This is a genomic window from Vibrio sp. F13 (assembly GCF_020806305.2).
GTDB classification, from domain to species: Bacteria; Pseudomonadota; Gammaproteobacteria; order Enterobacterales; family Vibrionaceae; genus Vibrio; species Vibrio crassostreae_C.
Genome location: NZ_CP170175.1, coordinates 765,056 through 791,088 on the forward strand (window position 1 = coordinate 765,056; position 26,033 = coordinate 791,088).

The 26,033-nt window shown below is 47.7% G+C and carries 11 protein-coding genes; 4 read left to right on the plus strand and 7 right to left on the minus strand.

All coding sequences use genetic code 11. From position 1 onward, the window contains the following. Nucleotides 1-72: 72 nt before the first annotated feature. From LMH68_RS03505 to pfaD, 4 genes are read left to right on the plus strand one after another with little or no spacing between them, the layout of a single operon-like run. Entirely contained in the window at nucleotides 73-7,926 is a 7,854-nt protein-coding gene (locus LMH68_RS03505) for a type I polyketide synthase (RefSeq protein WP_229647708.1), read from the plus strand. Continuing rightward, nucleotides 7,926-9,983, plus strand: coding sequence for a PfaB family protein (locus tag LMH68_RS03510; protein ID WP_229647707.1), 2,058 nt, complete (start codon nucleotides 7,926-7,928; stop codon nucleotides 9,981-9,983). The genes LMH68_RS03505 and LMH68_RS03510 overlap by 1 nt, the downstream gene beginning before the upstream one ends. Further along, on the plus strand, nucleotides 9,980-15,916 hold the full coding sequence (locus tag LMH68_RS03515; RefSeq protein ID WP_229647706.1) for a beta-ketoacyl synthase N-terminal-like domain-containing protein: 5,937 nt from the start codon (nucleotides 9,980-9,982) through the stop codon (nucleotides 15,914-15,916). The genes LMH68_RS03510 and LMH68_RS03515 overlap by 4 nt, the downstream gene beginning before the upstream one ends. Nucleotides 15,917-15,954: 38 nt before the next feature. Beyond that, nucleotides 15,955-17,592, plus strand: coding sequence for an eicosapentaenoate synthase subunit PfaD (gene pfaD / locus LMH68_RS03520; protein ID WP_229647705.1), 1,638 nt, complete (start codon nucleotides 15,955-15,957; stop codon nucleotides 17,590-17,592). Nucleotides 17,593-17,705: 113 nt separating this feature from the next. Here pfaD and hflX read toward each other — a convergent pair whose 3' ends face one another. From hflX to LMH68_RS03555, 7 genes are all read right to left on the minus strand, one after another. Beyond that, nucleotides 17,706-19,073 (minus strand): GTPase HflX, encoded by a 1,368-nt coding sequence (gene hflX / locus LMH68_RS03525; protein WP_229647704.1) that lies wholly within the window; start codon nucleotides 19,071-19,073, stop codon nucleotides 17,706-17,708. Nucleotides 19,074-19,342: 269 nt separating this feature from the next. Continuing rightward, a complete protein-coding gene (locus tag LMH68_RS03530; RefSeq protein WP_017066148.1) occupies nucleotides 19,343-20,455 on the minus strand; it encodes an ABC transporter ATP-binding protein in 1,113 nt (370 codons plus the stop codon). Between the two features lie 6 nt (nucleotides 20,456-20,461). Continuing rightward, on the minus strand, nucleotides 20,462-21,319 hold the full coding sequence (locus LMH68_RS03535) for a carbohydrate ABC transporter permease (protein WP_229647703.1): 858 nt from the start codon (nucleotides 21,317-21,319) through the stop codon (nucleotides 20,462-20,464). After that, the gene (locus LMH68_RS03540; RefSeq protein WP_229647702.1) at nucleotides 21,316-22,254 is read right to left on the minus strand and encodes a carbohydrate ABC transporter permease; all 939 of its coding nucleotides are present in this window, start codon (nucleotides 22,252-22,254) and stop codon (nucleotides 21,316-21,318) included. Before LMH68_RS03540 ends, LMH68_RS03535 begins: the two co-directional genes overlap by 4 nt. Nucleotides 22,255-22,435: 181 nt before the next feature. Further along, entirely contained in the window at nucleotides 22,436-23,683 is a 1,248-nt protein-coding gene (locus tag LMH68_RS03545) for an ABC transporter substrate-binding protein (RefSeq protein WP_017066147.1), read from the minus strand. Between the two features lie 111 nt (nucleotides 23,684-23,794). Continuing rightward, complete coding sequence (locus LMH68_RS03550; RefSeq protein ID WP_017064094.1) at nucleotides 23,795-25,240, minus strand: ATP-binding protein; 1,446 nt, start codon at nucleotides 25,238-25,240, stop codon at nucleotides 23,795-23,797. A 45-nt stretch (nucleotides 25,241-25,285) separates the two neighbouring features. Continuing rightward, nucleotides 25,286-26,014 (minus strand): response regulator, encoded by a 729-nt coding sequence (locus LMH68_RS03555; protein WP_229647701.1) that lies wholly within the window; start codon nucleotides 26,012-26,014, stop codon nucleotides 25,286-25,288. Between the last annotated feature and the right edge of the window lie 19 nt (nucleotides 26,015-26,033).

Below are 26,033 nucleotides of genomic sequence, written 5' to 3' on the forward strand. Positions count from 1 at the left end.
ATTTTCGATTCAATTAAAAGCGCAGCCTCAAAACACGACATCGCCCTCAGTGATTTCAAGTGGAGACTCATAATGAGCCAACCCGAAAAAAATACACCGGAATCAGTCGACGACACTCGACTTAATAAACGTCTTAAAGACATGCCTATTGCTATCGTTGGTATGGCAAGCATGTTTGCGAACTCTCGCTACCTAAACAAATTCTGGGATTTGATCAGCGAAAAGATCGATGCAATTACCGAAGTGCCTGATACACACTGGCGCCCAGAAGATTACTACGATTCAGATCGTACTACGCCAGACAAATCTTACTGTAAGCGCGGTGGCTTCATCCCAGAAGTTGACTTCAACCCTATGGAATTCGGCCTTCCGCCAAATATCCTAGAACTGACTGATACGTCACAGCTGCTATCTCTGATCGTGGCAAAAGAAGTACTTGAAGATGCGAAACTTCCTGAAGGTTACGATCGCGATAAGATCGGTATTACACTCGGTGTAGGCGGTGGTCAGAAGATCGCTCAAAGCTTGAATGCTCGTCTTCAATACCCTGTTTTGAAAAAAGTCTTCAAGAGCAGTGGCATCAACGACGAAGACAGCGAAATGCTGATCAAAAAATTCCAAGACCAATACATCCACTGGGAAGAGAACTCATTCCCTGGTTCATTAGGTAACGTAATTTCAGGTCGTATTGCTAACCGCTTTGACCTTGGTGGCATCAACTGTGTAGTAGATGCTGCGTGTGCAGGTTCTCTAGCCGCAATGCGCATGGCACTGAGCGAGCTGGTTGAAGGCCGCAGTGAAATGATGATCACTGGTGGTGTGTGTACTGATAACTCACCAACCATGTACATGAGCTTCTCTAAAACCCCAGCATTCACTACAAACGAAACCATTCAACCTTTCGACATCGATTCAAAAGGCATGATGATTGGTGAAGGCATCGGCATGGTTGCTCTTAAGCGCCTTGAAGATGCTGAACGTGACGGCGACAGAATCTACTCAGTGATTAAAGGTGTCGGTTCTTCTTCGGATGGTAAGTTCAAGAGTATTTACGCGCCTCGCCCTGAAGGACAAGCAAAAGCACTCAAACGTGCTTATGATGATGCAGGTTTCGCACCGCACACGCTTGGCCTACTAGAAGCGCACGGCACAGGTACTGCAGCAGGCGATGTTGCTGAATTTGGTGGCTTAAACTCGGTATTCAGTGAGAACAATGAAGAGAAGCAACACATTGCGTTAGGCTCTGTGAAATCTCAAATTGGTCACACTAAATCAACCGCGGGTACTGCAGGTTTAATCAAAGCTGCCTTAGCACTGCACCACAAAGTACTGCCGCCAACGATTAACGTATCGGCTCCGAATCCTAAACTGGATATCGAAAACTCGCCGTTCTACCTAAACACACAAACGCGCCCTTGGATGAAACGTGTCGACGGCACACCACGCCGTGCAGGTATCAGCTCATTCGGTTTTGGTGGCACTAACTTCCACGTGGTATTGGAAGAGTACACACCAGAGCACACTCGCGGTGACAAATACCGTCAACGCCAAGTGCCGCAAACTCTGTTATTCAGCGCAGAATCTCGTCAAGCACTGATCAATGAACTTAAACAGGTTTCAACTCAAACTGCAGATGCAGCGTTCAAACTGGAAGCGCTTGCTGAGCAACACGCTCTACGCGAAGTTGACGCTAAGCATGCTCGTCTTGGTTTAGTTGTAACTGACCAAGCAGACCTTCAAGCGCAACTGACTCAAGCGATTCCTATGCTTGAGAGCCAAACCAAAGCACATTGGCAGATGCCAAACGGTACTAGCTACCGTGAGTCAGCACTGATTGCTGAAAACGGCACTAGTAAAGTAGCAGCGCTATTTGCAGGTCAAGGTTCGCAATATCTCAACATGGGTCGCGAGCTTGCTTGTCATTACCCAGAGATGCGCCAACAGCTTACTCAAGCGGACCAAGTATTTGGTCAGCACAAGAAGACGGCTCTGTCCCAAATTCTATTCCCCATTCCAACCTTCACACCAGAAGCAACCAAAGCTCAAGAAGCGGTGTTAACCAACACGGCCAATGCGCAAAGTGCGATTGGTACTGTGTCTATGGGTCAGTTCGACATCATGACTCAAGCTGGCTTCAAAGCAGACATGGTCGCAGGCCACAGCTTTGGTGAGCTAAGCGCACTATGTGCATCAGGTGTTATCTCGCAAGACGATTACTACCAGCTAGCTTTCGCTCGTGGCGATGCGATGGCGGCGACACCAGAACAAGGCGACAGCGGTACTATGTTTGCGGTCATCCTAGACGCAGACAAGCTTCCAGCCGTTGAAAGCTGCATCAGCCAATTCGAAGGCGTGAGCATTGCCAACTACAACGCTCCGACTCAATTGGTTATTGCAGGTCCAACAGCGACGGTTCAACAAGCAGCTCAAGCGCTAACAGAACAAGGCTTCAAAGCGATTGCTCTGCCTGTTTCCGGCGCTTTCCACACTCCACTTGTTGCTCACGCTCAAAAACCGTTTGCTGCTGCAATTGATAAAGCTTCATTCAGCGCTCCAACGCTGCCGCTTTACTCAAACGCAACGGGCAAACTGCACAGCAAAGACGCTAAAGCGATCAAGAAAGCATTCAAACAGCACATGCTGCAATCGGTTCGTTTCAGCGAGCAAATTGAAGCGATGTATGAAGCCGGCGCGCGCGTATTCGTTGAGTTCGGTCCTAAAAACATTCTTCAAAAGCTGGTTGAGAAAACATTGGCTGATAAGAACGAAGAGCTTTACGCAATCAGCATCAACCCAAGCCCTAAAGGCGACAGTGACCAACAGCTTCGCTTAGCTGCGGTTCAACTGTGCGTGGCTGGTGTTTCATTAGACAACATTGACCCTTACCAAGCTGACATTGCTGAACCTGCGAAGGCATCACCAATGAACATCAAGCTGAATGCAACCAACTACATCAGCCCTGCTACTCGTAAGAAAATGGATCAATCATTGGCTTCGGGCAACGTCACCGAAAAGACTGAGATTGTTGAAGTGAAAGTTGAAGTCGAGAAAATCGTGGAAAAAGAAGTGATTAAAACAGAAATCGTTGAAGTACCTGTGGCTGCTCCTCAAGCTTCAAATGTACAACCGTCAGTTGCTCCAGCACCAAGTGTGCAAGTAGCAACAGCAGCTCAGCAGCCTCAAATGGCGCAACCTGCACCAGCGACTATTAAGCCAGCAGCTCAAGTAACGGTTGATGAGTCTTCACTGCAATCGTTCTTCAATGCTCAACAACAAGCAGCAGAAGTACATCAGCAGTTCCTTGCGATTCCTCAACAATACGGTGACACGTTCAATACCCTAATGTCTGAGCAAGCGAAAATGGCAACAGCAGGCGTAACAATTCCAGAGAACCTGCAACGTTCTATGGAAATGTTCCACCAGCACCAAGCTGAAACGCTAAAAGCTCACGCTCATTACCTAGAGATGCAAGCACACAGCAACAACTCAGCACTTAATATGCTGACGCAAGGTTCAGTACAAACGACACAACCAACCTTCATTGCTTCTGTAAATGCTCAGCCAGCGATTCAAGCTCCAGCTACTCCAACAGCTATCGTCCAACAGCCTGTAGCTCAAGTACAAGCAGCACCTGTTCAAAATGTGGTAGCTCAGAAAGCTCCAGTACAGAAAGCCGTTCCTGCACCACAAGTAGTCGCTCAAGCAGCAGCACCTGTTGCAGCTCAGCCTGTGCCAGTAAAAGCACAACCAGCTCCTGTGGCTGCACCAGTAGCAGTACAAACAGCCGATGCTGAAAAAGTGATGCTAGAAGTGGTCGCTGAGAAAACGGGTTACCCAACGGAAATGCTTGATCTAGAAATGGACATGGAAGCAGACCTTGGTATCGACTCAATCAAGCGTGTAGAGATCCTTGGTACCGTTCAAGACGAAATGCCGAACCTACCTGAGCTGAACCCTGAAGATCTAGCTGAGTGTCGTACTCTTGGTGAAATCGTCGAGTACATGAACAGTAAAAGCATGAACAGCAAGATGCCAGCATCAGCGCCTGTGGCAGCACAACCAAGCGCAACCGCTCCTGTTCAAGCCGCTAACGGTCTTGATGCGAAAGTCGTTCAACAAACCACGCTAGAAGTGGTTGCTGAGAAGACAGGTTACCCAACGGAAATGCTTGATCTAGAAATGGATATGGAAGCTGACCTTGGTATCGATTCAATCAAGCGTGTTGAGATTCTTGGTACGGTTCAAGATGAACTGCCTACTCTTCCAGAGCTAAACCCTGAAGACTTGGCTGAGTGTCGTACTCTTGGCGAAATCGTTGACTACATGAACAGCAAGCTTCCAGCTTCTGCTCCAGTGTCTTCACAAGTACCAGTAGTTACTCCGGCAACAGCTAGCAATGGTTTAGATGCGGCTGTCGTTCAAAAAACCATGTTAGAAGTAGTCGCAGAGAAAACGGGCTACCCGACTGAAATGCTAGACCTAGCAATGGACATGGAAGCTGACCTTGGTATCGACTCAATCAAGCGTGTTGAAATCCTAGGTACGGTACAAGACGAACTACCGACTCTTCCAGAGCTAAAACCTGAAGACTTAGCTGAATGTCGCACTCTAGGCGAAATTGTTGACTACATGAACAGTAAGCTTCCAGCTTCTGCTCCAGTAGCAGCTCAAGCATCTGCACCAGCGCAAGCAGTATCAAACGGTTTAAACGCAGAACAAGTTCAAAGCACAATGCTGAGCGTAGTAGCGGATAAAACTGGCTACCCAACAGAAATGCTCGACCTAGCAATGGACATGGAAGCAGACCTTGGCATCGACTCAATCAAACGTGTTGAGATCCTTGGAACAGTTCAAGATCAACTACCAACATTGCCAGAGCTAAACCCTGAAGACCTAGCTGAGTGTCGTACTCTGGGTGAAATTGTAGACTACATGAACAGCAAGCTAGCTCCGAATTCGGAAGCAGCGACAGTAGCTCCTGCTCCAGAAGCCGCTGTAGAAAGCACGAGCAACGACCTAAACCCTGCTCACGTTCAATCAACTATGATGGAAGTGGTTGCCGACAAAACAGGCTACCCAGCAGAAATGCTCGACCTAGCGATGGACATGGAAGCTGACCTTGGTATCGATTCGATTAAACGCGTTGAGATCTTGGGTACGGTTCAAGACCAGCTACCAACGCTGCCAGAGCTAAACCCTGAAGACTTAGCTGAGTGTCGTACTCTTGGTGAAATCGTTACCTACATGCAAAGCAAGCTATCCGTTGCTGCACCTGTAGCGACTGCTAAAGCTGAATCAGTAACGCCTATCGCAGAAACAGCGACAGCGGAACTTCCTCCACACAATGAGGTAGCGCTAAAAAAGCTACCAGCGGCAGATAAACTCGTCGATTGTTTCTCAAAAGACGCTTGTGTCGTGATCACAGATGATGGTCACAACGCCGGTGTTCTAGCAGAAAAGTTGACCGCTAACGGCATTCAAGTTGCTGTAGTGCGTAGTGCTCTTTCTGCCGCGTCACCTTTAAACAGTGAAATCGCAAGCTACACACTCAACAGCGTCGATGATGCTGGTGTGACTGCAGTTATTAACGACATCGAAGCAGACCTTAAAACCTCGAACAAAGTGATTGCTGGCTTCATTCACCTACAAGCTATCGTTGATGCTAAACAAAGCAACGAGCAAGCGGTTAACTTGAATGCAGACTCAAGAGCTTCACTGACGACAGCGTTCTTATTCGCCAAGCACCTAAATGGCCAACTGAATGCCGTTTCTGGTCGTAGCGTGTTCTTCACACTAAGCCGTATCGATGGTGGCTTTGGTTACCTAGATACTAAGCAATTAGCGAATGCAGAACTTAACCAAGCGGCTCTATCTGGTCTAACTAAGACACTGAGCCATGAATGGTCAAACGTATTCTGCCGTGCATTGGATGCTGACGCTTCTATTGATGCTCGTCACCTAGCTGAAGCTATCACAGGTGAACTGTTCGATATCGATACCAACACGGTTGAAATCGGCCTTAGCCATACGGAAAACGGTGAATCTGGTCGTGCAACACTGATTGCGACAACACCAGGCGCTGCACAAACTAAAAACACAGGCGCTCAACTCACCAAGAGCGACAAAGTTCTCGTGACGGGTGGCGCTAAAGGCGTGACGTTTGAATGTGCACTGACGCTTGCTAAGCAATGTAAATCTCATTTCGTTCTTGCAGGTCGTAGTAAGCATATTACTTCAGTTGAGCTACCTCAGTGGGCACAAGGTAAGCAAGAGAAAGAGCTAAAACCAGCGGCTATCGCTCACCTACAAGCAACAGGTGACAAACCAACGCCGAAGAAAGTAGATGCCTTGCTAAAACCTGTATTGAGCAGCCTTGAAATCAACGCAGCACTTGCCGCTTTCAATGAGATCGGCGCGAGCGCTGAATACCTAAGCCTAGATGTATCGAACCATGAGTCAGTAGCAAAAACACTGGCAAACTTCGAAGGCATCACAGGTCTTATCCACGGTGCAGGTGTACTGGCTGACAAGCATATTCAAGACAAAACGCTTGATGAACTGAACATGGTTTACGGCACCAAAGTGGGCGGGCTAGAAGCGGTTCTTGGTGGTCTTGATAGCAGCAAGCTAAAACTGATTGCGATGTTCTCTTCGGCGGCGGGTTTCTACGGAAACACAGGCCAAAGCGATTACTCAATGTCCAACGAGATCCTGAACAAAGCGGCTCTACAGCTGTCTGCTCGTAACCCTCAAGCGAAAGTGATGAGCTTCAACTGGGGACCGTGGGACGGTGGCATGGTCAACGCAGCACTGAAACGTATGTTTACAGAGCGCGGTGTGTACGTAATTCCTCTTCAGGCGGGTGCAGAGCTATTTAGTTCTCAACTACTGAACGAAACTGGCATTCAATTGCTGGTTGGCACGAGCATGCAAGGTTCTGACAACAAGGAAGCTGCTGTAAAAAAGCTTAATGCGGAGTCTGTGCATCTTGCAAAGAGTCCGCTGAATACAAGCATCACTGTGACACGTCATCTTGATCCGAAGGCATTACCTTTCATTCAAGATCACTGCATTGCAGGTAACCCAGTGTTACCGACAGTGTGTGCCATCCAATGGATGCGTGAAGTCGCAGAGCAACTGTTAGGGGTGAACGTTAGCGTTCACAACTACAAACTGCTTAAGGGTGTGATTTTTGATACTGATGAAGTGCTAGAGCTAACGCTTGTCTTGTCTGCAGACACTAAAAAGCCGTCTTCTGATGCTAAATCAAAAGATCAGCTAAAAGCGGTGATCAGTTGCCAAGGGCGACCACAGTATCAAGCTCAGTTGCAAGTTGCCTCTGTGCAAGTATCTGAAGATGTTCAACAAGCGTCAGTAGAACGCTTTGAGGCCAACACTTCAGCACCTGTAACAACGGCACAAGCTCTATACAGTGACGGCACTCTGTTTCATGGACCAAGATTGCAAGGTATTACTTCAGTCGAACGCTTTGACGACTTAGGCTTATTGGCTCAGTGCCAACTACCTCAGATTGAAAACAGCGACTGCGGATCATTTATTCCGAAGCAAGGTTTTGGTGATAGCCAGCCATTCGCGGAAGATTATTTACTACAAGCCATGCTGGTATGGGCTCGATTGAAATACGGCGCGGCAAGCCTACCGTCTGCAATCGGTGAGTTTGTTTGTTACGCACCGATGCACAATGGCGACCAAGGTTGGCTAGAGCTGAGCGTGATAAAAAGCACGGCTCGTTCGCTGCAAGCTGATATCTCGCTTTACCACCAAGATGGTCGTTTAAGCGCGGTAATGAAAGGTGCAAAAGTCACCATCAGCAAGAGCTTAAATGACGCATTTTTGCCGAAATCTAGCTCAGCAGTATCGAAGAAAGAGGCGACTAAGAACGCAGAAAAGGAGCAATTGTCATAGTGACTGTTCCTTCTAATAAAGCGATGCCATTGCGCATCGCTCTTTTAGCTCAGCCAGCAAACGCGGCTGAGCTTTCTGCCGACTTATTCCTCTCGTTCCCAGACATGATAACTGTTGTGGTTGATGGCAATTTTAATCAAGCACTTAGCCGTGCGATTGAGACTGTAAATCTAGGCACTGCTGTTAAACTCTGTTTGGGTTCTCACTCACCATCATTGTTGATGTTAAGTGCGCTGAATGCTGCTCAGAATAAGATTCACCCACACGCGAATTTAGCGGGCTTTGCCGAAACTCTCGATCTAGATAATGGAGATAGCGTTCAGCTTGCTCTAGAGATGTCACGCCGCCCCGCTTCAGATTTAAGCCATCAACAACAATACTCAACCCTATCTGCTTCGCAGCAGTTTAATGAGTTGTTGAATATGATTGAGGCGATATCGAGCCGTTCATTGCCGAGCTATTCATTACCCAGCCACTATTGGTTCACTGAGCCGAACAAAGCACGTGTTGCTGCGTTAACTTTCAGTGACGATAGCCAAAAAGCCACCAGCCTGATATTGACTCAAGCGACCGGTTTGCAAGAACCAAAGCCACTGCTATCGAGCGAGCGTTTGATGTTTGTGGTTTCTGGCTACGACCAAGCCGAATTGGTTTCTCAGTTAACCTCGTTAAGAGTGGAGCTTCAATGCGTTAACGAAGCGGCAGACAGCGAACTTGCTATCGCCACCCTGATGCATTCAAACCTAAGTCACTTCCAAAGCATTCAACACAATGCTGGCCTTAGCGCGAACATAGTGATTCAAGCGGCTTCAATTGATGCTGCATTGCAAGAAATCACAGCGCTAGAAAATGCGCTGCCAAAAGTAATGGCTGACAATAGCCAATACAAAACTCCGGCAGGCAGTTGTTTCTCTCCAAAGCCTCAAAGCAAAGGTGGTGTTGCATTTGTTTACCCTGGTGTTGGCACGGTTTATCCCGGTATGTTGCGCGATTTTCACCACCATTTCCCACAGTTATTTGCTCGTTTAGAACGTGAGGGTAACTTGAAAGAGATGCTGCAGGCAGAGAAAACCTACGCTGAAGATTCGCAAGAAATGTCGCTTAGTGAATTGGCAATTGCCGGTGTAGGCAGTAGTTACCTGTTAACACAACTGCTATGTGATGAATTCAAAGTGCAGCCAGATTTCGCTTTGGGTTACTCCAAGGGTGAGGCTTCCATGTGGGCCAGCTTAAATGTTTGGAAAAACCCACATGCGCTGATTGAGATGACTCAAACTAGCCCTATTTTCACCACGGCAATTTCTGGCGAACTCACTGCAGTGCGTCAAGATTGGCAGCTGAACGGCGACGAAAGCATCCAATGGAACAGCTTTGTGGTTCGCAGTGATGCGCAAGCGATTGAGGCTCTGTTACCAGAGTTTCCACGCGCTTATCTCGCTATCATCCAAGGTGACACTTGCGTACTGGCAGGTTGTGAAAGCACATGTCGTGCATTGCTCAAAAAACTGGGTAAACGTGGCATTGCCGCGAATCGTGTTACCGCAATGCACACCACACCAGCATTGAGCCAACATAGCCAAGTGCGTAAGTTTTACACGCAACCACTGTTCGACGAATTGCCAAAGCATATCCGCTTTATCAGCGCAGCAGGTCTAACGACGGGCGCACCAATCAATATCGACAGCGACAGCATCGCCCTTTCAATTGCCGATACTTTCTGTTCGACGCTGGATTTCACCGCGTTGATCCAGAGTGTGCGTCAGCAAGGTGCTCGTCTGTTTGTCGAAGTAGGTGCCGATCGTCAAACCAGCACATTGATCGACAAGATCAATCGTAGCGACAACGTAGCCGACCAGTACTGCACAATCGCTTCCAATGCCAAGGGTGGTGACGATATTGTCACGCTCATCAAGTGTATTGGCCAGCTCATTACTCATCAAATTCCACTGTCTGTCGAGCCACTTATTCAAGGGCTAGAACAACAGATCACCGCAGCTAAGCAATTAAGCGGTGTGCCTCAAGGCAGCGCAGTGAATCATCAAGGAGAGCTAGTATGAGTTCTCAATCGAACCAGTATCAGGCTCAAACTAAGAATAAGCAGCAAGTGAAGTGCAATAAGATCGCGATTGTTGGTATTGCTAACCAGTATCCAGAAGCGGATACGCCAAAAGACTTTTGGCAAAACTTGCTAGATAAAAAAGATTCTCGCACCACATTAAGCGCTGAAAAGTTAGGTGCTAAACCTGAAAGCTATCAGGGCGTGCAAGGTGAGTCAGACCGCTTTTACTGTGATAAAGGCGGCTACATCGAAAACTTCAATTTCGACAGCAATGGCTACCGCTTGACAGCAGAATCATTCAACGGTGTTGACCAAAGTTTCCTATGGGCTTTGGATACCAGTCGTAAGGCGTTAGTTGACGCCGGCATTGATTTAAATGCCGATGTTTTAGAGCGTACAGGCGTGATCATGGGTGCCCTTTCGTTCCCAACCACACGCTCGAACGACCTGTTTCTGCCGATGTATCACTCGGTCGTCGAAAAGGCACTACAAGCTAAATTGGCTAATGACCAGTTTTCACTGCTACCAACCAATGAAACCGCGCAAGACCTTAATCCGATCAATGGTGCTGCAGCACACAACGCCTCGAAGTTAGTGGCTGATGCGCTAGGTTTAGGCAACGTGCAACTTAGCCTAGATGCGGCATGTGCAAGCTCAGTGTATTCATTGAAGTTAGCGTGTGATTACTTGAACACGGGCAAAGCCGACATGATGTTGGCAGGCGCGGTATCCGGTGCTGACCCATTCTTTATCAACATGGGTTTCTCCATCTTCCACGCTTACCCTGACCACGGTGTTTCGGTTCCGTTTGATAGCAATAGTAAAGGTCTATTTGCTGGCGAAGGTGCCGGTGTTTTAGTCCTAAAACGTTTGGCTGATGCAGAGCGTGATGGCGACAACATCTACGCAGTCGTCAGTGGAATCGGCTTGTCGAACGATGGCCGTGGTCAGTTCGTATTAAGCCCAAATAGCAAAGGACAAGTCCAAGCCTTTGAACGCGCTTACGAAGCTTCTAACCTAACACCAGACAGCATCGAAGTAATTGAGTGTCACGCAACCGGCACACCGTTAGGTGACAAGGTTGAGCTAACCTCAATGGAACGTTTCTTTGCTGACAAACTGAATGGTTCTAACCCGCCATTGATTGGCTCTGCGAAGTCCAACCTCGGTCACTTACTGACTGCGGCGGGTATGCCGGGGATCATGAAGATGATTTTTGCGATGAAAGAAGGTGTTCTTCCGCCAAGTATTAATTTGGACAAGCCGCTATCGTCGCCAGAAGGTTTATTTGGCTCACAGACGCTACCAACGCAAGTTCAACCTTGGCCAAGTAAAGCGGGCAACTCAGAGCGCTGTTCGGGTGTTTCTGTATTTGGTTTCGGTGGTTGTAACGCACACTTACTGCTTGAAGCGTACTCAGATAAGAGTCATGTAAACCAGACTCTAGAGTCGGCATCTCCAAGCCTACAGCCGTCTAATTTAAGCATTACTGGCCTAGCGTCTCACTTCGGTTCTCTGCAAAGCATCAACGCGCTGAGCACTGCGATTGAAACCAACAACGATGCTTTCATTGCTTTGCCTAAGAAGCGCTGGAAAGGTTTAGACCAACATCCAGAACTGCTGAATCAGTTTGGTTTACACGGCATTCCAAACGGGGCTTACATCGATCAATTCGACCTCGATTTCCTACGCTTCAAAGTACCGCCGAATGAAGATGACCGTTTGATCTCTCAGCAGTTGCTACTGATGAAAGTTGCAGACGAAGCGATCAAAGATGCCAAGCTTGTGGCAGGCCAAAAGGTTGCAGTACTGGTAGCGATGGAAACTGAGCTTGAGATGCACCAATTCCGTGGACGCGTAAACCTGCATAGCCAATTGGCTGACAGCTTTGCCAACATGGGTATTGAGCTAACACAAGACGAATACCAATCGCTAGAAACCATCGCGATGGACAGTGTGATGGACGCAGCCAAACTGAACCAATACACCAGTTTCATCGGCAATATAATGGCTTCGCGCATCTCTTCATTATGGGACTTTAATGGCCCTGCCTTTACGATTTCAGCCGCTGAACAGTCAGTTGCTCGTTGTGTCGATGTCGCGCAAAACCTGATGTCGCAAGAATCCATGGATGCAGTCGTGATTGCAGCCGTCGACCTAAGCGGCAGTGCGGAACATGTGATTCTGAAGAACAGCGTGAGCCCAGTGTCGCTTGATCCAAAATTCGGACAACCGCAAGACGGCAGTTGGAATGTGGGCGAAGGCGCAGGTGCAATTGTTCTTGTGGAAGAAGGTCGAGTAGCGAGCAACCAAGACACAGCTTACGGCAGCATTAACGCCTTGGCCTTTGGCTCAAGCGAGCGTAACAACGCCGTTGTTGATGAGTTACTGACTCAAGTCGGTATGAGCTCAAACGATGTTTCTCTGCTTGAGCTTAACCATGCACCTGAGTCTTTGTCACACGAGCTTGTATCTCTCAACTTGGAAGTTACCAAGACCACTCAAGCGAGCCAACGTGTTGGTCACTGCTCTGCAGCTTCTGGCATGGCAAGCCTGCTACACGGTCTCCTCAACCTGAACCTTGAGTCTCTGAATCCAAATATCAGCTCTAAGAGCGCGATTGTTGCCAACATCAGCGAAGGACAATGTTCACAGCTGCTACTAAGCCAGTCGAGTGTTGAATCTCAGTCACTTTCCGTTCGTTTAAGCAATGAACTGGCGAGCGATGCTAAACGTCAATTGGTTAAGCAAGTGACTCTTGGTGGTCGCGATATCTATCAACATATTGCCCAAACCCCAGTGACTAACTTGGCAACGATTCAGCAGAAAGCTTCTGGCAAACAAGCAGCAAAAGTGGCGTCGATTCCAACGACAGCAAACATCAAAGCAGCCCTTGCGCAAAAAGAGTTAGAGAAGAAGGCATTAGCGCAGAACGCGGTAGAGCCAGTCATCGAAACTCCTACATCAGTATCCCCTACTCTGGCGCCAACTCGCCACAGTCAGCTAACAGGTAACCACAGCAATATGACTCATGTCCTATCCGCTAAAAATGGCGTATCAAATATCGACGCTAATACGGATGCAGCATCACAGCCGTCTGTAACACCACACAACCAAGCTTTTGCTCAAAATCAGCAAGCAGCTCAACAGGTACACAAAGCATTCCTGCACACTCGTGCCCAAGGCATGCAGATGGCTGATGCGCTATTAAAAGCACAGTTAAACGCAATTACGTCTGGTTTAGATAGCTCAGCCGAAACATCAACTCAGCCTGTGCAAGCTCAACCAGCTCAGGTTCAGTCAGCGCCAGTAAACGCACTTGCGACACCAGCACCAGTAAAACCTATCCGTAAACCATGTATCTGGGATTACGATGATCTGGTTGAATACGCTGAAGGCGACATCGCCAATGTATTTGGCCCTGACTACGCGATCATCGATAGCTACTCGCGCCGCGTTCGCCTACCAACCACAGACTACCTATTGGTATCTCGTGTAACCAAGCTCAACGCGACAGTGAACGAATACAAGCCAAGCACCATGACCACAGAGTACGACATCCCAGTTGATGCGCCGTATCTTGTTGATGGTCAAATCCCTTGGGCTGTAGCGGTAGAATCTGGTCAGTGTGACCTAATGCTGATCAGCTACTTAGGCATTGATTTCGAAAACAAAGGCGAGCGTGTTTATCGCCTGCTTGATTGTACACTGACCTTCCTTGGCGACTTGCCTCGTGGTGGCGATACGCTGCGTTACGACATCTCAATCAACAGCTTTGCTCGCAATGGCGACACGCTACTGTTCTTCTTCTCGTACGAATGTTTCGTTGGCGACAAGATGATCCTGAAAATGGATAACGGCTGTGCGGGCTTCTTCACTGATGAAGAGCTAGCCGATGGCAAGGGCGTGATTCACACTGAAGATGAAATCAAGGCTCGTAAGCTTGCAACTAAGCAACGCTTCGACCCTATGTTGCACTGCCCTAAAACCCAGTTTAACCACCAAGAATTACGTCATCTACTGACTGCTAACATTGCAGAGTGTTTTGGCCCAACTCACCAATCTAATCGCCACCAGCCTTCTTTGTGCTTCAGCTCAGAGAAGTTCATGATGATCGAAAAGGTTAGCCGTGTTGAACCGCAAGGCGGCACGTGGGGACTTGGTCTGATTGAAGGTCACAAGCAGCTAGAGCCTGAGCACTGGTACTTCCCTTGTCACTTCAAAGATGACTCAGTAATGGCTGGTTCTTTGATGGCAGAAGGTTGTGGTCAACTGCTTCAGTTCTTCATGATGCACCTTGGCATGCACACGCTTGTTCAAAATGGGCGTTTCCAACCGCTTGAAAATGCCCCTCAACAAGTACGCTGTCGTGGTCAAGTTCTACCACAATCGGCAGAACTGACTTACCGCATGGAAGTGACTGAGATTGGTCTAAGCCCTCGTCCATACGCGAAAGCCAACATCGATATCTTGCTCAACGGCAAAGTGATTGTTGATTTCCAAAACTTAGGTGTGATGATCAAAGAAGACGACGAATGTACTCGTTACCTGCCCTCTTTAGAAACAGCTGTCGCGACCCCTGTTATCGAAAACTTGGACAATGAAAGCTTGGGCCATACGCCAGCAGTGAACCAACAAGCTTCAGCCAATGCGCCATTGATGGCTCAAATTGAAGACCTAGAAACTGCACCAAACAAAGGTGTGATTCCACTTCAACACGTTGAAGCGCCGGTTACGCCAGATTACCCAAATCGCACACCCGATACGGTTCCGTTCACGCCTTACCACATGTTCGAATTCGCAACGGGCGATATCGAGAAATGTTTCGGCCCTGACTTCTCAATCTACCGTGGAATGATCCCACCACGTACTCCGTGTGGCGATCTACAGCTAACCACTCGTGTCGTAGAGATTGATGGCAAGCGTGGCGACTTCAAGAAGCCTTCATCGTGTATCGCAGAATACGAAGTGCCAGAAAATGCATGGTACTTTGATGAGAACAGCCACCACACATTGATGCCTTATTCGGTATTGATGGAGATTTCACTGCAGCCAAACGGCTTCATCTCTGGCTACATGGGCACCACTCTGGGCTTCCCAGGTGAAGAACTGTTTTTCCGTAACCTAGACGGCAGCGGCAAAATGCTGCGTAACGTCGACTTGCGTGGCAAAACGATCACCAACGATTCTCGCCTGCTTTCAACCGTAATGATGGGTACAAACATCGTACAGAGCTTTAGCTTCGAACTGAGCACTGACGGCGTGCCATTCTACGAAGGTACAGCGGTATTTGGTTACTTCAAAGGCGCAGCACTGAAAGACCAACTGGGTTTGGACAACGGTAAGGTGACTCATCCTTGGCACGTTGATAACAACCGCACGCCGGATGTAAACATCAACCTGCTAGACAAAACGACGCGTTACTTCAATGCACCTGTCTCGTCTACTGGTGAAGTACAAGAGCACTACAAATTGGCCGGCGGTCGTTTGAACTTTATAGATACCGTGCAGATCACTAGCGATGGTGGTAAAGACGGTCTTGGTTACCTATACGCTGAGCGTACGATTGACCCAAGTGATTGGTTCTTCCAATTCCACTTCCATCAAGATCCTGTAATGCCAGGTTCTCTAGGTGTCGAAGCGATCATCGAGCTGATGCAAACCTATGCGCTAAACAAAGATCTTGGCGCTGACTTCCGCAATCCAAAGTTCGGTCAAATCCAATCTGAAGTGAAATGGAAATACCGTGGTCAGATTAACCCTCTGAACAAACAGATGTCTCTCGATGTACATATCACAGCGGTTAAAGACGAAGACGGCAAACGCATCATCGTTGGTGACGCAAACCTGAGCAAAGATGGTCTGCGTATTTACGAAGTGAAAGACATCGCGATTTGTATCGAAGAAGCCCCTGCTATCGATAAAGCATAAGCCGCCATTAGAGACAAAGAATTAGGAAAGAATTTAGTATGACAACTCAAACTACAATTAATAACGAAAAGCTATCTCCGTGGCCTTGGCAGATTGAAGGGAGCACTACCCATTTCGATAACGCAGCAATGTCGACAATTTTGAAAGATTTAAGCCTTGCTTGTTACGTAGTGAACCACCCAGAAAAAGGCTTAGGCGTAAGCCAACAAGCTGAGATTGCATCAGGCGATTCAGCAAGCTCGGCGAACAGCCAACCGGTTAGCGCCTTTGCTCCAGCTCTTGGTACACAAAGCCTAGGCGACGAAGATTTTCGTCGCTGTCATGGCGTGAAATACGCTTACTATGCTGGCGCAATGGCAAATGGCATTTCATCTGAAGAGTTGGTGATTGCTCTTGGTCAAGCTGGCATTCTTTGTTCATTTGGCGCGGCGGGCTTAATCCCGTCTCGCGTTGAGCAAGCGATCAACCGCATTCAAGCTGCACTACCAAACGGTCCTTACGCGTTTAACTTGATTCACAGCCCAAGTGAACCAGCACTAGAACGCGGCAGTGTAGAGCTGTTTTTGAAGCACAAAGTGAAAACGGTTGAGGCTTCTGCCTTCTTAGGTTTAACACCGCAAATTGTTCACTATCGTGCTGCTGGCCTTAGCCGTGATGCACAAGGTGAAATCCAGATCGGCAACAAAGTCATCGCAAAAGTGAGCCGTACTGAAGTCGCAAGCAAGTTCATGCAACCTGCTCCTGTGAAAATGCTGCAAGCTTTGGTTGATGAAGGTCGAATCACAGCAGAACAAATGGAGCTAGCACAGCTGGTTCCTATGGCTGATGACATTACTGCAGAAGCCGATTCTGGTGGTCACACCGACAATCGTCCACTGGTTACCCTACTACCAACGATTCTTGCACTGAAAGAGCAAATCCAAGCACAGTACCAGTTCAAAACACCGCTGCGTGTTGGCTGTGGTGGTGGCGTAGGCACGCCTGACGCTGCTCTAGCGACGTTTAACATGGGCGCGGCATACATTGTTACTGGTTCTATTAACCAAGCCTGTGTTGAAGCTGGCGCGAGCGAACACACACGTAAGCTGCTTTCGACAACTGAAATGGCTGACGTGACTATGGCTCCGGCAGCAGACATGTTCGAAATGGGCGTGAAGCTGCAAGTGGTTAAGCGCGGTACCTTGTTCCCAATGCGTGCAAACAAGCTTTACGAGATCTACACACGCTACGACTCCATTGAAGCGATTCCAGTTGAAGAACGTCAAAAGCTAGAGAAGCAGGTATTCCGTTCAACATTGGATGACATCTGGGCAGGTACTGTTGCTCACTTTAACGAGCGCGACCCTAAACAGATCGAACGCGCTGAAGGCAACCCGAAGCGTAAAATGGCGTTGATTTTCCGCTGGTACTTGGGGCTTTCTAGCCGCTGGTCAAACACGGGCGAACAAGGTCGTGAAATGGATTATCAAGTATGGGCTGGCCCTGCACTTGGCGCATTCAACGCGTGGGCAAAAGACAGCTACCTAGATGATTACCAGCAGCGTAATGCGGTCGACCTTGCTAAGCACCTGATGCACGGTGCGGCTTACTTAGCACGTGTTAACCTGCTGACTTCGCAAGGCATCAAGCTTGATCCAGAACTAGCACGATGGAAGCCAACTCAAAGAATGGCGTAAATGACCTAAATGGACTGGTTGACGAGTAACTAATTACTCAGCGACAGGAAACAAAAAAGCGACCTTATCGGGTCGCTTTTCTTTTGGTTGTTCTTGCCAGGCTCGCTACAAAATTAAGACTTCTGCATACGCTTTTTCAAGCGCGCTAAATCAATTGCACTTGAGCGTACAGTAAGCTTGATGCATTCGTAGTCGTATTCTTCCTTCACCACACTCATGTTTGAGCGAATCTCACCGATGATGCCTTGTCCAGAATAAGGAATCGTGATCTCTTCTTCGATCATGCCTTGTTCAGCAACACCTACAATGTACTTGTGCAGCTTGGTGATATCTAACGGGTCACGAGTTGACGTTAGCATCGCATCTGGGAATTCTTCGATCAGCTCTAACTGTTCCTCTTCGCTCAATCTATCGCACTTGTTCAGTACTAATAGCTTTTCGCTGCCTTCAACGCCCACTTGCGCTAGTACTTCATGTACCACCTCAAGCTGTGCGCGGAATGAAACGTCAGAAGCATCAACCACATAAAGCAGCAATGAAGCATCATGCGCTTCTGCTAGCGTTGAGTGGAATGAGGCAACAAGATCGTGTGGCAGTTTCTTAATGAAACCCACTGTATCCGAAACCAGAATACGCGGCTGAGTAATTGGTTGAAGCGCACGCACCGTGGTATCTAAGGTCGCGAATAGCTTGTCTTCACCACTCACTTCTGTTGCGGTCATTGCACGCATCATCGAAGATTTACCCGCGTTGGTGTAACCAACTAGAGCAACAGTGAAAAGCTCCGAACGCTGAGTGCGTCGGTTCTTCATTTCGTCTTGTACGCTAACCAGCTCACGCTTAAGTGCAGCAATTTGGTCACGTACTTTACGGCGGTCTAGCTCTAGTGAAGTTTCACCTGCACCCTGACCCATTTGACGCTCTTTATCACCGTCGGCCGTCTCACGCAGTCGAGGCACTAGGTAGTTTAGTCGAGCGATTTCAACTTGCAGACGTGCGGTACGAGTACGAGCATGACGGCTGAAGATCTCAATGATGATACCAGTACGGTCAAACACCTCGACACCCAAGTGAGCTTCTACATTACGCAGTTGAGATGGGCTCAAATCACAGTCGAATACCACTACGTCAGCAGTACCAAACTCCACGTCTTCAGATGGAAGATCATCAAAATCTAACTCATCGATACCAGCACGAAAATCAAAAGACTCATCGATAAAATCTTCATCTTCGGCTTCTTCAATCGAACCTTGGTAACCGGTTAAGTGTGCAATTTCTGCAAGCTTACCTGCGCCCAACACGTTTTGTCGTTGTGTTGAACTGTGGTGCTGTGATTGTGTACCGACCACTTTAAACCCTAGGGTTGTTACTAAGCGAGCAAGTTCGGCAAGAGACTCTTTTGCTTCGTCACCTTTGAAGTCCGGTGTCGTAATAGAAATAAGTAAAGCGTTACTAGCTGAGGGTTTTGCTGTTAGTTTCATGTATTCTTCTGTTTATGCACTAATGTGCAACCTAATATTTGGTCTAAAGTAGCGCGATCCTACGCTGTTCTCGGTCAGCTTTATAGAGCTAACGGAGGCTAATTAGCGATATTATTGCAGTTAATCCATTTATCTCGTTTATCCCTCTGTTTTCGTGAGGAAATAAAACAGGCTAAAACACAAAAAAGACAGCATCACGTTACTTATTAGTAATTAGTGATACTGCCTTTGCTTAAGCTTAGACTCTCATTGAGCTACTGTCTCAAAAACTAAAAATCAATTCTCGCTTCAGTCTGAGCATCAAAGAATACCGCCTTTGATAAGTCAAAATGCAGCGGCGCCATTTGCCCAACTGACACTTCAAATTCTGGCGACAAGCGACATGCCACTTCTTGGTCGTTCACTTTCACCATCGCAATCGTATCTGGCCCTGTTGGTTCTAGCACTTCTAACTGCAAGTCTAGCTTGGTCGTTGCCGACACATCTTCACTTTCCTGCTCGGTAATATGTTCAGGGCGCAGGCCAATCACCACTTCTTTGCCATCTTGCTCACGCATGCTTTGTGGTAATCGAATGTGGTGCTCTTGCTCAGCTGTACCCGTTACTTTGATGATCGGATTCTGCTCATCATCCAAATCCACCATGGTCTTAATGAAGTTCATAGATGGTGAACCCATAAAGCCCGCCACGAACATGTTATTTGGCTTGGTGTAGATCTCTTGCGGCGTACCGAGTTGCTGCAGTTCACCATCTTTCATCACCGCAATACGGTCAGCCAAGGTCATCGCCTCGATTTGGTCATGGGTCACGTAGACAATGGTGGTGTTCAGCTTTTGGTGCAGACGTTTGATCTGGTGTCGCATCTCGACACGTAGCTTGGCATCCAAGTTAGAAAGCGGCTCATCGAACAGATACAGCTTAGGACGACGCGCCAAAGCGCGCCCCATAGCGACACGTTGACGCTGACCACCAGATAGCTGCGATGGTTTACGATCAAGCAGTTGTTCGATTTGTAGCATTTCAGCGACGCGATTCACTTCTGCGTCGATTTCGTCTTGTGGCATCTTGCGGATCTTCAAGCCGAAGGCGATATTGCCGCGTACCGTCATGTTTGGGTAAAGTGCGTACGACTGGAATACCATCGCGATGTCGCGGTCTTTAGGTTCAACCTGGGCCACGTCAACACCATCAATCACGATTTCACCCGAGCTAATATTTTCTAGCCCAGCAATGGTGTTCATTAGGGTGGATTTTCCACACCCCGAAGGGCCGACAAGTATCAAGAACTCCCCCGAATCGATACTGATGTCGATGCCCTTTAACGTTTCGTTGTCCGCGTTGCGATAGGTTTTACGGATCTGTTTTAAATCTAATGTTGCCATGGGTAATTATCCTTTTACTGATCCTGCCGTTAGGCCACGAACAAAATATTTTCCTGCGAAGACATACACCAACAGCGTTGGCAGCGCGGCGATGATCGCGGCAGCCATATCAACGTTGTATTCTTTAACGCCCGTGCTGGTGTTGACTAAGTTATTTAATGCTACGGTGATTGGCTGAGTCTCTGAGCCGGAATACACCACCCCGAACAAGAAATCGTTCCAGATTGCGGTGAACTGCCAGATCACCGTCACCATGATGATAGGCGTAGAGATCGGTAATAAGATCTTGAAGAAAATGGTAAAGAAGCCTGCACCATCCAGTTTTGCTGCTTTGATCAATTCATCCGGAATCGAGATGTAGAAGTTACGGAAAAACAGAGTTGTAAACGCCATGCCGTAGATAACGTGCACAATCACCAAGCCGATGGTTGTGTTCGCTAGCCCCATCTTGCCGAGCATGGTTGCCATTGGTAGTAGCACCACTTGGAACGGAATGAAGCAACCAAACAACAGTAAGCTGAAGAACAGATTCGAGCCTCGGAATTGCCATTTCGTCACTACATAACCATTGAATGCACCGAGCAATGTTGAAATCGCAACCGCAGGAATCACCATTTGGAACGAGTTCCAGAAGTAGCCTTTGATGCCTTCACATTTCACGCCCGTACAGGCGGTGTCCCACGCTTTATACCAAGCATCAAACACCCACTCTTTCGGTAAGCTCATCAAGTTACCTGCCTTGATGTCTGGCAGAGCTTTGAATGAGGTCAGCGCCATGACAAACAATGGCATTAGATACACCAAGCAGAAGAAAAGCAGTGCTGAATAAATAAAGATTCGAGCAAAATTGATGTTATTCATCATGACTTTTTCTCCCTAAGTTCAGAGTAAAGATAAGGCACGAGAATCGCTAAGATACCAGCAAGCATCATCATGGCACTGGCAGCACCAAGGCCGATTTGTCCACGCGTAAATGAGTGTGCGTACATGAATAGCGCAGGAAGATCCGATGAATAACCTGGGCCACCCGCTGTCATCGCGGTCACAAGGTCGAAACTCTTAATCGCAATGTGTGAGGTGATGATCACCGCGCTGAAAACCACAGGGCGCAAGCAAGGTAGAATGATTTTCAGATAAATAGTGGGTAAGCTCGCCCCATCAATTTGAGCGGCTTTGATGATTGAAGAATCAATGCCACGAAGGCCGGCTAAGAACATCGCCATCACGAAGCCTGACGACTGCCAAAGTGCTGCGATAACCAAGGTATAGACCGACATTTCAGAGTCGACTAACCAATCGAATTTGAAGTCGGTAAAGCCCCAATCTTGCATCAGTTTTTCAATGCCAAGACCCGGATTGAGAATCCATTTCCAAGCGGTACCCGTCACGATGAATGACAAGGCCATTGGGTATAAATAAATGGTACGAATCGCGCCTTCTTGACGGATGTTCTGGTCAAGCAATACCGCCAAACCCACACCCAACAAGATAGCAATCGCCATGAACAGAAAACCAAACACACCGAGGTTGGTGATTGAGGTGATCCAGCGATCGTTGTCCATCAGCTTTTCATATTGAGCTAAACCAACAAAGTTGAAGCTCGGTAAAAATCGAGAATTCGTAAACGACAGCGCCGCCGTCCAGAATATATAGCCGTAGATACACACCACGGTCACTAACGCGGTCGGCACCAGTACAATCTTGGGTAACCAATGTTGCAACCTGTCAGCAAAGCTAGGCTTGGGCGCAGGCTGGCTCCTTGTGGGTTTTGGAGTCGACTCAGTCAAAACATGCTCCATAACTTATCCTTGTTGCACAATCGAGCCAATGGCTTACCTTTCGGCACCACATCAGCATCACGCATATCAGAATTGGGAGTGAAGAGTAGATAGGCTCCCTACGAGCCTACCCACCCTGGGGGTTTGGTAAAGCAACACAACCCGTCACTCACGTGCGTTGTGTGTCGCTTATCAAGTTATATTAGATAGCCGCTTTCACAGCTTTCGCTAACTTAGCCGCCGCTTGTTTTGGATCGGCATCTTTTTCGTTGAAGAAGTTGGTTACCACGTCGTAAATCGCGCCTTGAGCGTAGCTTGTTGTCGCTAGGCCGTGAGCCATACTCGGAACAAGATCGCCAGATTTCGCACTCGCTTTGAAGGTTGCCATTGAATCCAACGCACATTGGTCGAACTTAGACATGTCCATATCTAGACGTACAGGGATAGAACCCTTGTTAAGGTTGAAGACTTCTTGGAAATCTTTGGTAAGAATGGTTTTCGCTAGGTCTTGCTGCGCTTTTTGGTTCTCTTTGTCACTCAGCTCAAAGAACGCAAAGCTATCGATGTTGAAAGTGAATTGGCCATCAGTGCCCGGTGCTGGTGCACAGATGTAATCTTTACCCGGTACTTTGCCTGCCGCAGTAAATTCACCTTTCGCCCAGTCACCCATGATCTGCATTGCCGCTTCGCCATTGATAACCATCGAAGTTGCTACGTTCCAATCACGACCCGGAGAGTTGCTGTCGATGTAATCACGCATCTTTTTGAACTTGGTGAACACTTCCACCATTTTGTCGCCAGATAACACGTCCATATCCAGATCAACGAACGCTTTGTTGTAATCTTCACTGCCTAGTACATCAAGTGCTACAGCTTCGAATACCGTAGCGTCTTGCCAAGGTTGACCACCGTGAGCCAGTGGAATGAAGCCAGCCGCTTTAATCTTGTCTGCGGCAACAAAGAACTCATCTAACGTAGTTGGAACCGTCACGCCTGATTTTTCTAAAACAACAGGGTTCGCCCAAAGCCAGTTAACACGGTGAACGTTGACAGGAACTGCGACATATTCGCCATCCCACTTCATCACTTTAGTGACCACTTCTGGCAGTAGCTCATCCCATTTTTCTTGTTTCGCAGTTGCATCGAGAGACGTTAGAAAACCTAAACCACCCCACTCTTGAATATCATGACCTTTAATCTGCGCCGCAGATGGAGGATTGCCCGACACTGCTCGAGTTTTCAAAACAGTCATCGCACTTTCACCGCCGCCACCAGCAACAGCGAAATCTTTCCAAGTATGGCCTTGTTCTTCAATCATCTCTTTCAGTACAGCTGCGGATTTCGCTTCGCCACCGGCAGTCCACCAGTGAAGCACTTCCACTTCACCAGCTTGAGAAAATGTTGAGGCAGCAAGAAGAGATAGAGTAAGTAGGGTTTTATTGATTTTCATTATTATCTTCCATGTTTTAGCGGACTCGACGTCCGGTTCAATACAGAGTCTACTTATTCTGATTTGTAAGATTGAAACAAAAGGTAAGCTCAATGTAACACAATTGTTACATTAAACTTCTAGGCCGCGTGGAATATAGACTTTAGCTTCTAAGCCGCCTTGAGGGGAGTTACGAATAATGAGATCTCCGCCGTGTCCGTGTAGGATGTTTCGACAGATTCCAAGCCCTAAACCGTGTCCTTGGTCGTCAGTGGCGAGCCTGAAGTAAGGTTCAAACACCAACTCTAACTTGTCTTCAGGAATACCTTTTCCGTGATCTTGAATAGTCACGATAACCCACACCGAATCACTGTTAATATCGACTTCAGCTGATGTCCCATATTTCACAGCGTTGTCGATAAGATTGGTCAGCACACGTTTAATGGCTAATGGTTTGGCGACTAACGGGTCAACCACAATGGGCTCAAACTCAACCAAGGTTTGATGTTGGTTGTGCAGTTCAATCACGGAGAGCATCATCTCATTGAGGTCGATAATGGCGTTGTTTTCGTGAAGGTCGGTATCTCTTACCGCTTGTAAAGCGCCCTTAACCATCATCTCAAGCTCATCCAAATCCTTATTGAACTTGTCTTTCTTTACTTCGCTTTCCAATAGCTCGGCTCGTAGTCTAAGCCGTGTTATTGGTGTCTTTAAATCATGTGAGATTGCAGAGAAAAGGTGCTCACGGTCGGCAACATAGCGACGAATCCGTTGCTGCATTCGATTAAACGCTCGGGTCGCCGTCACCAGCTCAGTAGCCCCCTCTTCGTTAAGTGGCGGCTGCTGAATATCCATACTCATCTCATTGGCCGCTCTTGCTAATTTTTTAAGAGGGCGTACTTGCCGACGAATCATCAAGTAAGTCAAAACCAAAAGAATGAGGGTCGAGGAAACTAAGAAGATCACCTGTTCTCTGCCGAGAATCGTATCGTCGAGTTTGACGTAAGGCGCAGGCAACAACGCGGCGATATACACCCATTCATGACTGGCTAATTCTATCTGAACAACCAGAATAGGAGGGTTAAGAGGTTCTAAGGTTAAAGTATGATGTGCCCACGATCGTGGGAGATCGCTCAAATAGATGTCATTTTTAAGCAAACGAAGATGTTCAGGGCGAGAGAAATCAACCCGCACTGATTCGACTTTATTGAGCTTGCTACTCAAAACACTTTCTATCGCTTCAATCGAGGCGGTTTTTAAACGGGTGTCAGGGATCGGTTCGACAATCAACGCCTCTTTATTGAAAGAAACGAAGAAGCGCGTACCGCCCATATTGCGGATTTGATCCAACACGATATGGCGATATTTAACGGGCAGAGACTGGAAGAAAGTCACCGTCGAGGCAAACATATTGGCCATGCTTGAAGAGGCAGAACGAATCCCCTCCAGTTCTTTGTGTTTGGATTCGCTATACCAAATAGACGTTGCGATACCTTGAGCTATCACCACAGCTAACAAGGTCAGTAACAATGTTCTGGCAACCAAAGAGTTTGGCTTTAACCGACTCAACCCGTTCATAGGAAATACTTCATTGCCGAGGTGCTCATTAACATCACTTGATTATCAGTGTTCATACTGAACAGGCACAGCGAGGATATAGCCATTACCGCGCATGGTTTTGATGTAGTGAGGATACTTGCCACTGTCGCCCAATCGGCTTCTCAGACGACTAAGCTGCACATCAATGCCTCGCTCAAAAGGCAACGCTTCACGGCCTCTGGTCGCGAATGAGATAGTGTCACGGTCGAGAACTTCGTTAGGGCGAGTTAAGAACAACATCAACAGAGAAAAATCACTGCCCGACAAATCCATCTCTTCCGAGTTTTCATTGTGGGAAATTCGATGCGCTAACGTATCAAGCGTCCAATCACCAAAAACAATCTGTTTTGGCAATGCATCACTTGTCTTGTCATCCACCACTAGAACGCGGCGCAACAACGCTTTGATACGCGCCATTAACTGACGAGGGCTAAACGGCTTGGCAATGTAATCATCAGCACCAATTTCTAAGCCGATAATTTGGTCGGTTTCATCCGATACGGCAGTCAGCATGATGATAGGCACATTCGATTGCTTACGGACGCGTTGACACAAGGTAAAACCATCGTCACCGGGTAGCATCACATCAAGCAGAATCAGATCTGGATAACCTTGGTTTTGCAGATGAGCTTCTAGTTCAACACCATCTCCCACAGAAGAAACATCGAAACCAGATTTTGTGAGGTACTCTTCCAGCAGCTCGCGGATTTCTTGATCATCATCCACCACGAGAATTCGAGTATTTGTTGGCATCGCCCAAACCTATTAAATT

What these genes read in the sequence shown, in the direction of transcription:
- LMH68_RS03550 (WP_017064094.1), bottom strand. Translation starts at nt 25,240, where the DNA reads ATGAACGGGTTGAGTCGGTTAAAGCCAAACTCTTTGGTTGCCAGAACA.
- LMH68_RS03540 (WP_229647702.1), bottom strand. Translation starts at nt 22,254, where the DNA reads ATGGAGCATGTTTTGACTGAGTCGACTCCAAAACCCACAAGGAGCCAG.
- LMH68_RS03530 (WP_017066148.1), bottom strand. Translation starts at nt 20,455, where the DNA reads ATGGCAACATTAGATTTAAAACAGATCCGTAAAACCTATCGCAACGCG.
- LMH68_RS03545 (WP_017066147.1), bottom strand. Translation starts at nt 23,683, where the DNA reads ATGAAAATCAATAAAACCCTACTTACTCTATCTCTTCTTGCTGCCTCA.
- LMH68_RS03535 (WP_229647703.1), bottom strand. Translation starts at nt 21,319, where the DNA reads ATGATGAATAACATCAATTTTGCTCGAATCTTTATTTATTCAGCACTG.
- LMH68_RS03515 (WP_229647706.1), top strand. Translation starts at nt 9,980, where the DNA reads ATGAGTTCTCAATCGAACCAGTATCAGGCTCAAACTAAGAATAAGCAG.
- LMH68_RS03505 (WP_229647708.1), top strand. Translation starts at nt 73, where the DNA reads ATGAGCCAACCCGAAAAAAATACACCGGAATCAGTCGACGACACTCGA.
- pfaD (WP_229647705.1), top strand. Translation starts at nt 15,955, where the DNA reads ATGACAACTCAAACTACAATTAATAACGAAAAGCTATCTCCGTGGCCT.
- LMH68_RS03555 (WP_229647701.1), bottom strand. Translation starts at nt 26,014, where the DNA reads ATGCCAACAAATACTCGAATTCTCGTGGTGGATGATGATCAAGAAATC.
- hflX (WP_229647704.1), bottom strand. Translation starts at nt 19,073, where the DNA reads ATGAAACTAACAGCAAAACCCTCAGCTAGTAACGCTTTACTTATTTCT.